This is a genomic window from Massilia genomosp. 1, assembly GCF_011682185.1.
Taxonomy (GTDB): Bacteria; Pseudomonadota; Gammaproteobacteria; order Burkholderiales; family Burkholderiaceae_D; genus Telluria_A; species Telluria_A rubra.
On sequence record NZ_WHJF01000009.1, the window covers coordinates 71,429 to 86,309 of the forward strand.

Annotated in this window: 12 protein-coding genes; all 12 read left to right on the plus strand. The window is 65.6% G+C overall.

Translation table 11 applies throughout. The features are described from left to right. Positions 1 to 6: 6 nt before the first annotated feature. The 12 genes from wecB (F1735_RS05460) to F1735_RS05515 all read left to right on the plus strand — a co-directional run bounded on the left by wecB (F1735_RS05460) (position 7) and on the right by F1735_RS05515 (position 14,870). Positions 7 to 1,164 (plus strand): non-hydrolyzing UDP-N-acetylglucosamine 2-epimerase, encoded by a 1,158-nt coding sequence (gene wecB, locus F1735_RS05460; protein WP_167235978.1) that lies wholly within the window; start codon positions 7 to 9, stop codon positions 1,162 to 1,164. Continuing rightward, positions 1,161 to 2,444, plus strand: coding sequence for a glycosyltransferase (locus F1735_RS05465; protein WP_167235979.1), 1,284 nt, complete (start codon positions 1,161 to 1,163; stop codon positions 2,442 to 2,444). The genes wecB (F1735_RS05460) and F1735_RS05465 overlap by 4 nt, the downstream gene beginning before the upstream one ends. A gap of 64 nt (positions 2,445 to 2,508) precedes the next feature. After that, positions 2,509 to 3,675 (plus strand): glycosyltransferase, encoded by a 1,167-nt coding sequence (locus F1735_RS05470; RefSeq protein WP_222852949.1) that lies wholly within the window; start codon positions 2,509 to 2,511, stop codon positions 3,673 to 3,675. A gap of 13 nt (positions 3,676 to 3,688) precedes the next feature. Then, positions 3,689 to 5,164 carry a phenylacetate--CoA ligase family protein gene (locus tag F1735_RS05475; protein WP_167235981.1) on the plus strand — a complete coding sequence of 492 codons (1,476 nt, stop codon included), beginning with the start codon at positions 3,689 to 3,691 and terminating at the stop codon, positions 5,162 to 5,164. Beyond that, positions 5,164 to 6,216 (plus strand): glycosyltransferase family 4 protein, encoded by a 1,053-nt coding sequence (locus tag F1735_RS05480; protein ID WP_167235982.1) that lies wholly within the window; start codon positions 5,164 to 5,166, stop codon positions 6,214 to 6,216. Before F1735_RS05475 ends, F1735_RS05480 begins: the two co-directional genes overlap by 1 nt. Further along, complete coding sequence (locus tag F1735_RS05485) at positions 6,213 to 8,207, plus strand: heparinase II/III domain-containing protein (RefSeq protein WP_167235983.1); 1,995 nt, start codon at positions 6,213 to 6,215, stop codon at positions 8,205 to 8,207. Before F1735_RS05480 ends, F1735_RS05485 begins: the two co-directional genes overlap by 4 nt. A gap of 501 nt (positions 8,208 to 8,708) precedes the next feature. Then, the gene (gene wecB / locus F1735_RS05490; RefSeq protein WP_167235984.1) at positions 8,709 to 9,833 is read left to right on the plus strand and encodes a non-hydrolyzing UDP-N-acetylglucosamine 2-epimerase; all 1,125 of its coding nucleotides are present in this window, start codon (positions 8,709 to 8,711) and stop codon (positions 9,831 to 9,833) included. Further along, positions 9,830 to 10,567 (plus strand): WecB/TagA/CpsF family glycosyltransferase, encoded by a 738-nt coding sequence (locus F1735_RS05495; protein ID WP_373888476.1) that lies wholly within the window; start codon positions 9,830 to 9,832, stop codon positions 10,565 to 10,567. Before wecB (F1735_RS05490) ends, F1735_RS05495 begins: the two co-directional genes overlap by 4 nt. A gap of 62 nt (positions 10,568 to 10,629) precedes the next feature. After that, the gene (locus F1735_RS05500; RefSeq protein WP_167235985.1) at positions 10,630 to 11,910 is read left to right on the plus strand and encodes a nucleotide sugar dehydrogenase; all 1,281 of its coding nucleotides are present in this window, start codon (positions 10,630 to 10,632) and stop codon (positions 11,908 to 11,910) included. Then, entirely contained in the window at positions 11,898 to 12,638 is a 741-nt protein-coding gene (locus F1735_RS05505; protein WP_167235986.1) for a hypothetical protein, read from the plus strand. The genes F1735_RS05500 and F1735_RS05505 overlap by 13 nt, the downstream gene beginning before the upstream one ends. Before the next feature lie 44 nt (positions 12,639 to 12,682). After that, positions 12,683 to 13,681 carry a UDP-glucose 4-epimerase GalE gene (gene galE / locus F1735_RS05510; protein ID WP_167235987.1) on the plus strand — a complete coding sequence of 333 codons (999 nt, stop codon included), beginning with the start codon at positions 12,683 to 12,685 and terminating at the stop codon, positions 13,679 to 13,681. Between the two features lie 43 nt (positions 13,682 to 13,724). Beyond that, positions 13,725 to 14,870, plus strand: a complete 1,146-nt coding sequence (locus F1735_RS05515) for a sugar phosphate nucleotidyltransferase (protein WP_167235988.1) — start codon at positions 13,725 to 13,727, stop codon at positions 14,868 to 14,870. Positions 14,871 to 14,881 lie beyond the last annotated feature (11 nt).

The window sequence follows — 14,881 nt, forward strand, 5'->3', positions numbered from 1 at the left end:
TCGACCATGCCCGCACTTCAAAAACTGCTCTTCGTCTTCGGCACCCGCCCCGAGGCCATCAAACTGGCGCCGGTGGTGCTGGCCGCACGCGCCCACGGCGGCTTCGAGGTCGTGGTCTGCGTCACCGCCCAGCACCGCGAAATGCTCGACAGCGTGCTGGCCTTTTTCGGCATTGTGCCCGAGCATGACCTGAACCTGATGAAGCCGGGCCAGACCTTGACAGGACTGACCACCGGCGTGCTTGGCGGCCTGGCGCCCGTGCTGGAACAGGAGCGTCCGGACTGGGTGCTGGTGCAGGGCGACACCACCACCGCCTTTGCCGGCGCGCTGGCGGCGTTTTACGCCAAGGCCAAGGTGGCCCACGTCGAAGCGGGCCTGCGCACCGGCAATATCTATGAACCGTTCCCGGAAGAGATGAACCGCAAGCTGGTGGGCGCCATCGCCGAAATGCACTTCCCGCCGACCGCGCCGGCCAAGGCCAACCTGCTGCGCGAAGGCATTGCCGAAGAGCGCACCCTGATCACCGGCAATACCGGCATCGACGCCCTGTACCTGGTGCGCGCGCGCCTGCAGGAAGACCCGGCCTGCCGCGCCCAGGTCGCCGCCGCGCTCGAGCCGCAGGGCTTGAACCGCTTCATCGGGCCGCGCCGCCCCTTCGTGCTGGTCACCGCGCACCGGCGCGAAAGCTTCGGCGCCGGCTTCGAGGCGATCTGCACCGCCATCGCGGAACTATGCACGCGCTATCCCGAGACCGATTTCGTGTTCCCCGTGCATCCGAATCCGGCTGTGCGCGGCGCCGTCGAACGCTATCTGGTGCCGGCCGGCTTCGCCAACCTGGTGCTGTGCCAGCCACTCGACTACCTGCCGTTCGTGGCGATGATGATCAACGCTTCCGTGGTGCTGACCGATTCCGGCGGGGTCCAGGAAGAAGCGCCGAGCCTGGGCAAGCCAGTGGTGGTCATGCGCGACGTCACCGAGCGCATGGAAGGGGCGGCGTCGGGCATGGTGCATCTGGTCGGCCCCAACCGCGAACGCATCGTGACGGCCGTGGCCGGCCTGCTCGACAGCGAAGTGCGGGACGGTAGCGGTGGCAATTTCTATGGCGACGGCCACGCCTCGCGGCGCATTCTCGACTCCCTGGCCGGCTTCGGAGAGCGCGCTTGAAGATTTTTGCAATCTGCTACTACGCGCCGCCCAAGCTGACCCCGCAGGCGATCCAGATCGGCCGCCAGCTGTACCACCTGGACGCGCGGGTCGAGCTGCTGCACGGCAGCGATCCGCAGTTTTCCGACGCCTACGACCAGTATCCCGATTTTTTCGAGCGCATCGGCTCGCTGTGCGTGCCCAGCCCCGGCACCTTTTTCCAGGGCTTCCTGCACAAGGTCGCGCGCCGCCTGCTGCCGCTGTATAACACCATTCCCGACGGCCTGGGTCCGTGGCGCCGCCGCGCGCTCGCTCCGGCGCTGGAACGGATCGCCGCCAGCGGCAGCGAGGCGCTGGTCAGCTTCGGCATGCCGATGTCGGACCACCTGCTGGCGCTGGACATCAAGCGCCGCACCGGCTTGCCGTGGCTGGCGCATTTCAGCGACCCCTGGTCGGACAATCCCTTCCATCCGAACACCTGGCTGGAACACCGGGTCAACGCGGCGCTGGAGCGGCGCGTGATCAAGGCCGCCGACCGCGTCTTGTTCACCTCGCAGCGCACCCTGGACCTGGTGATGGCCAAGTATCCGCCGGCCTGGCGCGCGCGCGCCGCCGTGCTGCCGCACGCCTGGGACATGGACAATTTCGCAGGTCCCGCGCCGGCACCAGCCTTGGCGCCGGCGGTGGCGGCGCGTCCCGGCGTACGCCACGTGGTGCGCCACATCGGCGCCTGCTACGGCGCCCGCTCGCCCGAGCCGCTGTTCGCCGCGCTGGCGCGCATGCTCGAACGCCAGCCGGGCGCGTTCGATGCGGTCGCCTTCGAATTCGTCGGCCACGTCTCGCCCAACCTGCTCGCCTCGGACGCTTACAAGGCGCTGCCGGCTGGCCTGGTGCGCATGCGCGGCCAGGTCGGCTACCGCGAATCGCTGCAACTGGCGCGCGACTCGGATGCGCTGCTGGTGATCGACGCGCCCAGCAAGTTGCCCAGTGTGTTCCTGCCAAGCAAACTGGTGGAATACATCGGCGCGCGCCGCCCGGTCTGGGGCATTACGCCGCCGGGCACCTCGGCCGACCTGATCGCCGAGTGGGCCGGCAGCGCCGACGCCTGCGCCGCGCCGGACGATATCGAAGCGGTCACCCGCATGCTGCGCACCGGCCTGGCCGCGCTGGACGGCGCGGCGGGGCAGGGCGGGCCGGAAGCGGTCGCTGAACGCTTCGCCGCCCCACGCGTGGCCGCCGCCCTGAAGGCCCAGATCGCACTGGCGATGGGGCGCGAGGCTTCCGCGCCGCGCCAGGCCTGAACCATCTGCCGGCCCCGCCCCCGGCGGGAGTCGCAACTTTGACCATGATTGCTTGAAAGCCCAGATGACGCCAATGACCCTCCTGTTCGTCGCCGACCAGCTCAAGTTCGGCGGCGCCGAACGCCACCTGGTGGCGCTGGCGACCGGCCTGGCCCAGCGCGGCCACAAGGTGGCCGTGGCCTACCTGAAGGATTCCGACGAACTGGCCGCCGAGCTGGAACGGGGCGGGGTCGCGCCGATCGTCTGCTGCCATTCGGGCGGCGGGGTCGACTTCGGCGCCCTGAAGCGCCTGGCCGGCCTGATGGACGACCTGGCGCCCGACCTGGTGATCGCCACCTCGCAGTATTCGCAGATGTGCGCCACCATGGCCGGCTGGCGCGCGCGGCGCCGCCCGCCGCAGGCCTTCATTTGCCACAGCATGGGCGTGGTGCGGCGCGGCGGCAGCGCGCGCCTGCGTTTCATCGTCTATCGTCAATTCTATCGGACCGCCGCCTGCGTCATCTTCATCAGCGAGTTGCAGCGCGGGTTCTTTGCCAAGCTCGGGGTCGGGCTGCGCCGCAGCGAAGTGGTGCATAACGGGGTCGACCTCGGGCATTTTTCGGCGGACCTGGTGGCGCAGCCGGCTGCCGCCCTGCGCGCCCAGCACGGCGTCAAGCCGCACGAGCTGGTGATCGGCCTGTGCGCCATCTTCCGCGAGGAGAAACGGCACGGCGACCTGCTTGAGGCGCTGGCGCGCTTGCGCAGCGACGGCGTGGCGGCGCGCGCGGTGCTGGTCGGCGACGGCGTGACGCGCCCGCAGATCGAGGAGCGCATCGATGCGCTCGGCCTGCGCGAGGCGGTCCTGCTGGCCGGCTTCCAGCAGGATGTGCGGCCCTTCATCGGCATGTGCGATGTGATGACCCTGACCTCGCACGACGAGAATTTTCCGATCGCCACCCTGGAATACATGGCGCTCGGTAAACCGCTGGTGTCGAGCGACGTCGGCGGCATGCGCGAGCAGGTCGACGACGGCGTCAACGGCCTGCTGTACCCGGCCGGCGACGTCAAGGCGCTGACCGCCGCCTTGACCCGTTTGAGCGACCCGGCGCTGTGCGCGCGCCTGGGGCAGGGCGCGCTGGCCTCGGTGCGCGCGCGCTTCGATGTGCAGCACATGATTACGCGCTACGAAAGCATCTTCCGCGGACTGGCCGGCGTGCGCGCCGCTGCCGCCACCACAACCACCACAGCATAGAAAGCCCATCAACATGCCGATCGAAGACATTGTCCATCCATTCCTGAAGTTCTATACGGCGGCCCCGCAATGGGTCAAGAGCTCGCTCGGCCATGTGTACTCGATGGCGCCGACGCGCCTGCGCTACGGCGCCAAGTACGATGAGTTCCAGGCCGAAATCAACCGCTGCAACGACGTGGCCTGGACCGCGCGCCGCGCCGACGAAAAACTGCTCGCTACCTTGCGCTGGGCGATCGAGACCGTGCCCGCCTACGCCCACCTGAAAGGCGCGCTGGCCGAGGTGCGCGATCCATCCGACGCGACGCGCCTGCTGGCCGCCTTTCCGCTGCTCGAAAAAGAATCGCTCAAGGCCGACAGCACCCGTTACCTGTCCAACAAGATGGGCCCGGAAACCCACCTGATGGCGTTCACCGGCGGCTCGACCTCGGTGCCGATGAAGCTGTACCTGGAAAAGTATGTCTCGCGCTCCAAGGACTTTGCCTATAACAGCACGTTCGATACCGTCGCCGGGGTCGGCAGCGGCGACGTCATCCTGGCGCTGCGCGGGCGCAGCGTGCCGGGCGCCGGCAAACCGGGCGGCTCCCTGTGGATGTACGACCCGATCAAGCGCTACCTGCACCTGTCGTCGGACCACCTGGAAGCGCAGTACATGCCCGGCTACGTGGAAGCGATCGCCAAGTGGAAGCCGACCATCATCCACGCCTTTCCCTCGGCGCTGGTGCCGCTGGCGCACTGGTTCAAGGCCAATCCGGCGCCCGAGCTGGTCGCGCGCATCCGCGCCGTGCAGCTGTTTTCCGAGAATGTCTACGATTACCAGGTCGAGCTGATCCGCGAAGTGTTCGGCTGCCCGGTGCTGCTCGACTACGGCCACTCCGAACGCGCCGTCAAGGCCATCTCGCTGCTTGACGACAGCCGCTATTTCTTCTGGCCCCTGTACGGCAAGGTGGAGCTGGTCGACAACGACGGACGCGCCATTACGGAACCGGGCGTGATCGGCGAAATCGTCGCCACCGGTTTCGACAACCGGGTCATGCCGCTGATCCGCTACCGCACCGGCGACCTGGCCATGTGGAGCAAGGCGCCCAACACCATTCGCCCGGGCTTCGCGGTGGTCGAACGGATCGAAGGGCGGCTGCAGGAATTCCTGGTGTGCCGCGATCACCGCCTGGTGTCGATCTGCACCATCGGCGCGGCCCACTTCGAGCAGCTCGCCAGCGCCGACATGATGCAGTTCGAGCAAGACGCGCCCGGCAAGGCCACCCTCAAGGTCATGTCCGACACCGAACTGACCCCGCGCGCGCGCGCCGCGCTGGCGGCCGGCGTGCTGGCCAAGACCCAGGGCGGGCTCGATATCGAGATCGTGCGGGTCGATGGCATCCCGCGCACCGGCTCGGGCAAGCACAAGCTGCTGGTCCAGCGCCTCGACCTGTCCGGCTACCTGGGCGCGGCCCATATCGAGCGCGAGAGCGACAGCGCCGGGACGCTCTGATGAAGTCGGTGATCATGATCGGCCCGTCGCCGGCAGCGCGCGGCGGCATGGCCAGCGTGATCCAGACCTATCTGGCGCACGGCTACGAGGAGGGCGGGCGCTGCCGCTTCATCGCCACCCACGTCGACGGCGGGCCGCTGCGCAAGGCGCTGCGCGCGCTGGCCGCGCTGCTTCAATTGCTGGCGCTGCTGCTGCGCGGGCGCGTCTCGGTGCTGCATGTGCATCTGGCCTCCGGGGTCAGCTTCTGGCGCAAGGCGCCCTTCATGGCGGCGGCGCGCCTGTTCCGCCGTCCCGTGCTGGTCCACCTGCACGGGGGGGAATTCATCGACTTCGTCGACGTGCGCCTGTCCGGCTGGCGCCAGCGCGTCGCGCTCGGCCTGCTGCGCGATGCCGCCGCCGCCTTCGCCCTGACCGAGGTCTCGGCCGCCTGGCTGCGCACGCGCGCCGGGCTCAAGACGGTCGAGGTGTTTCCCAACCCGATCGCCGGCGCCGCGCCGCTGGCGCGCCGGCCCGGGCGCAGCGTGCTGTTCCTGGGACGGCTGGAAGAGAAGAAGGGCGTGTTCGACCTGATCCGCGCTTTCGCCGCCGTGCATGCGCAATCGCCCGAGGCGCGCCTGGTGCTGGCCGGCGACGGCGACGCCGATGGCGCGCGCGCACTGGCGGCCGAACTCGGCGTGGCCGACTGCGTACGCCTGCCGGGCTGGGTCGATGCCGGCGCGCGTGCCGCCTTGCTGGCCGAAGCGGCCGTTTTCGTGCTGCCATCGCACAAGGAACAGATGCCGATGTCAATTTTGGAAGCCATGATGGCAACGGTTCCAGTCGTGGCCACCAATGTTGGCGCTGTGCCACATATGTTGGATCAAGGAAAGTGTGGTTTTCTCGTTGAAGTGAGCAATATACCCCAGCTCGCTGCCTGTATTTTGCGCATTTTGGATGATAATGTCTTGGCGGATATGATCTCCGAGCGCGGACTGGCACGTGTCGAGTCCGAGTACATGGTCGGGACAGTCTTGCGGCGTCTTCGACAACGTTATGAGGAGTTGGCAGCATGATAAGATTAGTTAAGGTTATTTCACTGGCGACGGCGGCCTTGTGCCTGCCCGCCCTGGCCCAGAATTTCACCACCGTCGCGCCACGGTTTACCACGGCCGAGCTGACCGCCACGGCCAACGCCCTGGCCCCAACGTCCCTGACCGCCGCCATCGATAAATTCGACGCCGGCGTGCCGATGGGCCACCCGCGCCTGTTCAAGGGCCAGCCCGATTACCTGGGCATCGTGGCCGCCACCAAGGCCGAGCGCACCTCGTCCATCGTCGCCGTGACCGGCTATTTGCAGCGCAATTCGGTGGCCAATGTCACCAGCGCCCTGAAGACGCAGATTAATTCCAGCAATACCACGGTGCGCATGGAAACCTGGTGGCAGCAGGACCGCCTCCTGGAAGGCATGGCCGAGGCGGCCGTGGCCTATCATATGACCAAGAATCCCTGGTTCTTGACCGAAATGCGGGCCCGCATGCAACTGTTTGCGCCCGGCATCCTGGCGCGCAAATGCGTCGGCGACGTTTCCGAAACACGCGATTACGCCTGGTTCTATGCCCTGGCCTACGATTTTGCCTATTCCGCCATGACGGCCGCCGACAAGCAGATGGTCAAGGACATCGTGCTCGCCTGCGGCAACTCGGGCCTGAACAAGGTGGCCGACACGGTCAAGCTGTATCCGGAAAACGGGATCGCCTACAACGCCCTGGGCAAATTCGTCGGCGCCTTGCTGATCGTGCGCGGCGACATGCCCGAGACCCACGCCTGGCTGCGCACCGCGCTGCCGCAATATGTCAGCGGCACCAGCCCGTGGGGCGGCGACGATGGCGGCTTCGCCAACGGTTCGAGCTATGCCGGCTGGGAAGCCGGCGAATCGCTGCTGATGTGGGACCTGATCGAGCGTGTGCTCGGCGTGCCGTTCTACCGCAAGCCCTGGCTGGCCGAATTCGCCCGCTTCATGGCGTACGCGCTGCCGCCCGGCGTGCCGGTCGGCGTATTTGGCGATGGCGCTGAAGTGAACCGGATCGAAGACTGGGCCCGCTTCGGCAAGGCCGTCATGAACCGCTCCGACACCACTTTGTCGCGCTGGTACGTCAAGCAGCAAAGCGGCGAAGACTATGCGCGCCTGCACATCCTGCTCAGCCCGCGCGAGTACTCCGGTGTCGTCACCTTGCCGAGCACCCAGCCGAACGGCGCCTACTTCCCGGCGATCGGCTGGGCCGCCATGCACAGCTCGCTGACCGACCGTGCCCGCACCTCGGTGTTCTTCAAGAGCAGCCCGTTCGGCTCGGTGAATCACTCGCATGCCGACCAGAACAGCTTTGTGATGTACTCGAAGGGCAAAGTGCTGGCCATGGACAGCGGTTACTACGACTACTACAACTCGCCGCACTGGCGCGACTACTACAAGCAGACCAAGGCGCACAATGCGATCACCTTCGACGGCGGCCAGGGCCAGTACCTGGGCGCCGGCGGCCTGGGCGATCGCGCCGCGTCCGGCAAGCTGACCAAGTTCCTGCAGACGGCCGCCTATGACATCAGCACCGGCGACGCCACCGCCGCCTATGCGGGCAAGCTGAGCCAGGCGAAGCGCACCGTGGTCTTCATTCGTCCATCGACCCTGGTGACGATCGACCAGCTCAACAGCGCTACGCCGCGCAAGTACGAGTACAACCTGCACACCGTGGCGGCCGTGACCGGTCCTGCGGCCGCCTTCCGCGCCGACCTGGCGCCGGCCGAGCTGTGCGGCACGGTGGCTTCGCCCGACGCGTTTGCGATGAGCACCTCGGTTGGTTACATGCCGGCGCCGACCGTGCCGGCGGGACCGCATTTCTGGAACAAGTTTAACTATTCGACGGCCAAGAACCGCGGCTTTTTCGTCTCGGTCCTGCGTTCGAACTGCCTGACTGTGAAACCGGAGATCGTTTTCAGCGATACCAATGCGAAGATCACGGTTGGCGGACGTGTCATCTCGGTGACCGACCTGGATGTGACGGTCAACTGATGGGAGCCTCGACAAACCTACTGCGTGGCGCAATTTTCGCCCTGCGATGCTCACCGTACCTTCGTACGGCTGCGCTTCTCGGACATGCGCGTCCGCGACGAAACTTGCACCGCTCGCGACGGTTTTTCGAGGCCCCGTAATGTCTCCCCCTGCCTTGCGCCAGCGCCTGCTGGCGCAAGGCGACGCGGACCTGGTACGCAAGCGCGGTGCCCGGTGCGCGCGTTCGGGCCCGTGGTCGACACGGGCTGCCTGAACGGCAGCGCCGCCTTTCCCCTTCCGCCATCGCTTGAGCGACTTGCCGCAATGCCGGCGTTCGACCCCATCCGCTTCACCCTCAACACCCCTTGTTGCCATCAAGAACGTGCTTCGTGATGCGTCTCGACAACGGACCGGCTCCGGGCGCAACGCCCGCTTGCCGGACGGGCGCGCACATTCGATAATGTGCGGACAACGAATTTGCCTTTCCGATTATAATTGCTTTTTTTATAAATCTGGATGACTATGCCACTGATCTATCTGGTTGCCGGTGCTCGACCCAACTTCATGAAAATCGCACCGATCGTGCGCGCCTTGCAACAGCAGGACGCGCTCACGTTCAAGATCATCCACACCGGCCAGCACTACGACCGCGAGATGAACGATGTGTTCTTTGAAGAGCTGGGCATTCCCCAGCCCGATATCTTCATGGGCGCCGGCGGCGGCAGCCATGCCCAGCAGACGGCCAAGATCATGGTCGCGTTCGAAGAGCTGTGCCAGGCCGAGCGCCCGGCCGCCGTGCTGGTGGTGGGCGACGTCAACTCCACCCTGGCTTGCTCGATCGCCGCCAAGAAGCTCAACATTCCCGTGGCCCACGTGGAAGCGGGCTTGCGCAGCGGCGACATGACCATGCCGGAAGAAATCAACCGCCTCGTCACCGACAGCATCAGCGACTGGTTCTTCGTCACCGAGCCCAGCGCCGTGACCCACCTGCAACGCGAAGGCAAGGCCGAGTCGGCGATCCATTATGTCGGCCATGTGATGGTCGATAATGTGTTGTTCCAGGCAGACAAGCTCAGCACGGCCGATACGTCCGCCTACGAAACGAGCGCCATCAAGGCCACGCGCAGCGCCAACGGCGCGCGCTACGGCGTGGTGACCCTGCACCGTCCCAGCAATGTGGACGACGCGGCCATGATGCGCACCCTGGCCGGCGCCCTGCGCGAGATCGCCCAGGAGTTGCCGCTGATCTTCCCGGTGCATCCGCGCACCCGCGCCAATCTCGACAGCTTCGGCATCGACCTGGGCCCGAACGTCACCCTGGTCGGCCCGCAAGCCTACATGGCCTTCCTCAACCTGTGGAAGGACGCGGCGGTGGTGCTGACCGACAGCGGCGGCTTGCAGGAAGAAACCACCGCGCTGGGCGTGCCCTGCATCACGATCCGTGAAAACACCGAGCGCCCGGTCACCGTCGACGAAGGTTCGAACGTGCTGGTCGGCACCGATCCGGCGCGCATCGTGGCCGAGGCGCGCAAGGTCTTGCGCGGCGAAGGCAAACAGGGCCGCCGTCCGCACCTGTGGGATGGCAAGGCGGCCGAGCGCATCGTCGCCGTGTTGACCACGGAACTGGCAAGCAAGGAACCGGCGTGAGCGAGCGTATCGAGATGATGGGTTGTCTGATGGATAACCTGACGATGGAAGAAACCTTGCGAAAAGTGGAAGGTTTCATTGCCGCCGGCACCCCCCACCAGCACGTGGTCGTCAACGTCGACAAGCTGGTCAAGGCCAACCGCGACCCGGAACTGCGCCGCATCATCAACGAATGCGCGCTGATCAACGTCGACGGCATGCCGGTGGTGTGGGCCGCGCGCCTGCTCGGCAAACCCCTCAAGGAGCGCGTGGCCGGGGTCGACCTGTTCGAAGCGCTGATGAAGCGCGCCGCCGAAAAAGGCTGGCGCGTCTACCTGCTGGGCGCGCGCGAGGAAGTCGTCTCCGACGTCAAGCGCATCTACGAGAAAAAATACGCCGGCATGACCCTGGCAGGTTACCGCAACGGCTACTGGAAACCCGAAGAAGAAGCGGGCGTGGTCGAGCAGATCGCCGCCGCCAGGGCCGACCTGCTGTTCGTGGCGATCAGTTCGCCCAAAAAGGAACATTTTTTGGGCCAGTACCAGGCGCAGATGAAAATTCCGTTCGCGATGGGCGTGGGCGGCACCTTCGACGTTGCCGTCGGCAGGGTCAAGCGCGCCCCGCTGTGGATGCAGAAAAGCGGCCTGGAGTGGTTCTACCGCTTCCTGCAGGAGCCGCGCCGCATGTTCCGCCGCTACTTTATCGACGACATGGGCTTCATCTGGCTGTTCCTCAAAGAAGCGACCCGGCGCTGAGCCCCGCTTGCTGAATCCACGTTGCTGAATCCTATTTACACTATTCATTCAAAGGCAGTTTTATGAGCACAATTGGCGTCATCGGTCTTGGCTACGTCGGCCTCCCCCTCGTTGTCGAGTTCGCGAAACTGGGCCCGACCATCGGCCTCGATATTTCGGTCTCCAAAGTCGAATCCTGCCGGCGCGGGCTCGACCCCTCGCGTGAATTGTCGGACGAGCAGATGGCCGCGGCCGTGCATGCCGAGTACACCAACGATCCGGCCCGCCTGGGCGACGCCGACCTGATCATCGTGGCCGTGCCGACCCCGGTCGACATCGCCCACAATCCCGATTTCGGCCCGCTGATCGGCGCCAGCCAGGTGGTCGGCAAGCACATGAAGAAGGGCGCCACCGTCATCTACGAGTCCACCGTGTATCCGGGCGCGACCGAAGAAGTGTGCATCCCCGTGCTCGAAAAAGCCTCGGGCCTGAAGTGGAAGGATGACTTTTTCGTCGGCTACTCGCCGGAGCGCATCAACCCGGGCGACAAGGAACACACGCTGACCACGATCCTGAAAGTGGTCGCCGGCGATACCCCGGAAACGCTGGAAAAAGTGGCCACCATGTACGAGTCGATCGTCAAGCCGGGCGTGCATCGCTGCTCGAGCATCAAGGCCGCCGAAGCGTGCAAGGTGATCGAAAACACCCAGCGCGACCTGAACATCGCGCTGATGAACGAACTGGCCATCATCTTCGACAAGATCGGCATCGACACTTCCGAAGTGCTGAAAGCGGCCGGCACCAAGTGGAACTTCCTCAAGTTTTCGCCAGGCCTGGTGGGCGGCCACTGCATCGGCGTGGACCCGTACTACCTGACCCACAAGGCCGACATGCTGGGCTACCACCCGCAAGTGATCCTGGCGGGCCGGCGCATCAACGACGGCATGGCCAAGTTCATCGCCGAAACCACCATCAAGAACATGATCGCCGCCGGCAGTTACATCAAGGGCGCCAAGGTCAACGTGCTCGGCTTGACGTTCAAGGAAAACTGCGCCGACCTGCGCAATTCCAAGGTGGCCGATGTGATCACCGAACTGAAAACCTACGGCGTCGAAGTGTTCGTGCACGACCCGTACGCCGACGCCGACGAAGCGATGCACGAATACGGCGTCAAGCTGGTCGGCTGGGATGAATTGCCGCGCGCCGACGCCATCGTGGCCGCCGTCTCGCACCGCCAGTTGATGGCCACCTCGATCGAAGACTTCCAGAAAAAGCTGATCAAGGGTGGGGTCTTCATCGACGTCAAGGCCGCCTTCGACCAGGCTGCACTGGTCGAGGCCGGCATCAAGGTATGGCGCCTGTAAAGGGCGTCCTGGCGGGGCGGCGCCAACGCGGCGCCGCCCTGCTGCTGATGCTGGCCGTGGTGGGACTGGGCGCGGCCTCCTTGCTCATGGCGGGGATCGGCAAGACCGATACGCGCGCGCGACCGGAACGGCGCAGCGCGACCGCGCTGGCCCAGGCGCGCGAAGCGCTGATCGGCTTTGCGCTGGTCAACGGGCGCTTGCCGCGCCCGGCGCAGGAGGACGGCGGCGGACGCGAGTTCGACGGCCGCTGCGACAGCGAACAGCGTTGCAGCGGCTTGCTGCCCTGGGTGAGCTTGGGCCTGGCCCCCGGCGACGGCTGGGGCAAGCTGCTGCGCTATAGCGTCACGCCGGCGCTGAGCGCGGCGCCGGTCCATCCCACCGTGGCCTTCGGCACCAAGTCGATCGTTACGCGCCGCGACGGCCGGCTGGTACGCCAGGTCGGCGCGGCGGCATGTTCGATGGCCACCCAGTGCGGCGCCGCCGTGGTGTTTTCGTACGGGCGCGAGCATGGCGGCACCAGCGTGCATGGCGTGCGCCAGCCCGACGCCTCCGCCACCAATGCCGATGAGCGCTTCAACGCGCTCGCCATCACCACCTTCATCGAGCGCCCCCTGAGCCGCGATCCGCAGGCCGCCGGCGGCGAGTTCGACGACCAACTGGTGCTGTTGCCGGTCGGCCTACTGTTTAATCGCATGAGCCTTGCGCGCGCTTTGCCGCAGAGCGAATAGGGCGGCCACGGGCTGCCTTCACTTTTTTCCGAAAGCCTCACATCATGAAAATTCTTGTTACCGGCGGCCTTGGCTACATCGGCTCGCATACCTGTGTCGAACTGATCAAGGCCGGCCATGAGCCGATCGCGTTTGACAACCTCTCCAACAGCCAGCGCAGCGTGCTCGAGCGCGTGCAGCGCATCAGCGGCCAGCCACTGGCCTTCATCGAGGGCGACATCCGCGACGCCGCGGCCCTCGACGCGGTCTTCCAGGCGCACCGGATTGGCGCCGTGATCCACTTCGCCGGCCTCAAGGCGGTCGGCGAGTCGGTGTCGCAGCCGCTGCGCTACTACGACAACAACGTGGCCGGTTCGCTGGTGCTGTTCGACGCCATGGCGCGCCACGACGTCAAGTCGCTGGTGTTCAGCTCCTCGGCCACGGTGTACGGCGACCCGGTCTCGGTGCCGATCAAGGAAGATTTTGCGCTGTCGGCCACCAATCCCTACGGCCGCAGCAAGCTGATCATTGAAGACATGCTGCGCGACCTGATCAAGGCCGACCCGAGCTGGCGCATCGCGCTGCTGCGCTACTTCAACCCGGTCGGCGCGCACGAGAGCGGCTTGATCGGTGAAGAGCCGAACGGCATCCCCAACAACCTGCTGCCGTACATTGCGCAAGTGGCCGAAGGGCGGCGCGAGTTCCTGTCGGTGTACGGGGGCGATTATCCGACCCCGGACGGCACCGGCATGCGCGATTACATCCACGTGGTCGACCTGGCCATCGGCCATGTCAAAACCTTAAGCAAGCTGGCGACAGGTCCCGGCGTTGTTACGTACAATCTTGGCACCGGGCGCGGCAACAGCGTGCTGGAAATGGTGTACGCGTTCGAACAGGCCAGCGGCAAGCAAGTGCCCTACCGGATCGTGGCGCGCCGCCCCGGCGATATCGCCGCCTGCTACGCCGACGCCAGCCTCGCCGAAAACGAGCTCGGCTGGAAGGCGGAGCGCGACGTGGCCCAGATGTGCGCCGACGCATGGCGCTGGCAATCCCTGCCCAAGTAATGTTTGAGCGTGTGCTCGACGAACAAACCAAGGAAAGAACTCCATGAAAGCGATGATCCTGGCCGCTGGTAAAGGCACCCGTGTGCGTCCCCTGACCTATGATCTGCCCAAGCCGATGATCCCGATCCTGGGCAAGCCGGTGATGGCCTACCTGGTCGAGCACCTGGCCAAGTACGGCATCACCGAAATCATGGTCAACGTCAGCTATCTGCACGAAAAGATCGAAGAGTATTTCGGCGAAGGCCACCAGTTCGGGGTCCAGATCGGCTACTCCTTCGAAGGCTACACCAACGATGAGGGCGAGGTCGTGCCGCAGCCGATCGGCTCGGCCGGCGGCATGAAGAAGATCCAGGAATTCGGCGGCTTCTTCGACGACACCACCATCGTGCTGTGCGGCGACGCCCTGATCGACCTCGACCTCAAGTCGGCCCTGTTCGAGCACCGCCGCAAGGGCGCGCTGTGCTCGGTCATCACCAAGGAAGTGCCGTGGGATAAGGTCTCGAGCTACGGCGTGGTGGTCACCGACAAGGATGGCCGCATCACCGAGTTCCAGGAAAAGCCGTCCGAAGCCGAGGCCAAGTCGAACTTCATCAGCACCGGCATCTATATTTTCGAGCCGCAGGTGATCGACCTGATTCCCTCCGGCGTGCCGTTCGACATCGGCTCCGAACTGTTTCCCCTGCTGGCCAAGGAAGGCATGCCGTTCTACGCGCAGACGCGCGGCTTCAACTGGATCGACATCGGCAGCGTGTCCGACTACTGGCAGACCCTGCAAAACGTGCTGCTGGGCGAAGTCGCCCACATGGACGTGCCCGGCATCCAGGTCGAAGACGGCCTGTGGGTGGGCCTGAACACCCGCATCGAGTGGGAAGGCACCACCATCGAAGGGCCGGTCTACATCGGCTCGGGCGCTTGCGTGGAAGCCGGTGCGACCATCATCGGGCCGAGCTGGATCGGGCACGGCAGCCATATCTGCTCGGGTGCGAAAGTGGTGCGCAGTGTGTTGTTCGAATACACACGGGTCTTGCGCGATGTAACTTTAGATGAAATGATCGTCTTTAAGGATTACAGTGTGGATCGGGCCGGCGAAATGAAGCACGTGTCGGAGTATGCGTCCGACGAGTGGGTCAATGCGCGCGACCGCCGCTTTACCCGGCGCACCGACGCGCCGCTGGAAGCGCTCAAGTAGCGCTCAAGTAG

Bases quoted from the DNA above. Each gene is read 5' to 3' on its own strand.
- wecB (WP_167235978.1), top strand. From the start codon at position 7: ATGCCCGCACTTCAAAAACTGCTCTTCGTCTTCGGCACCCGCCCCGAG.
- F1735_RS05470 (WP_222852949.1), top strand. From the start codon at position 2,509: ATGACGCCAATGACCCTCCTGTTCGTCGCCGACCAGCTCAAGTTCGGC.
- F1735_RS05475 (WP_167235981.1), top strand. From the start codon at position 3,689: ATGCCGATCGAAGACATTGTCCATCCATTCCTGAAGTTCTATACGGCG.
- F1735_RS05480 (WP_167235982.1), top strand. From the start codon at position 5,164: ATGAAGTCGGTGATCATGATCGGCCCGTCGCCGGCAGCGCGCGGCGGC.
- F1735_RS05485 (WP_167235983.1), top strand. From the start codon at position 6,213: ATGATAAGATTAGTTAAGGTTATTTCACTGGCGACGGCGGCCTTGTGC.
- wecB (WP_167235984.1), top strand. From the start codon at position 8,709: ATGCCACTGATCTATCTGGTTGCCGGTGCTCGACCCAACTTCATGAAA.
- F1735_RS05500 (WP_167235985.1), top strand. From the start codon at position 10,630: ATGAGCACAATTGGCGTCATCGGTCTTGGCTACGTCGGCCTCCCCCTC.
- F1735_RS05505 (WP_167235986.1), top strand. From the start codon at position 11,898: ATGGCGCCTGTAAAGGGCGTCCTGGCGGGGCGGCGCCAACGCGGCGCC.
- galE (WP_167235987.1), top strand. From the start codon at position 12,683: ATGAAAATTCTTGTTACCGGCGGCCTTGGCTACATCGGCTCGCATACC.
- F1735_RS05515 (WP_167235988.1), top strand. From the start codon at position 13,725: ATGAAAGCGATGATCCTGGCCGCTGGTAAAGGCACCCGTGTGCGTCCC.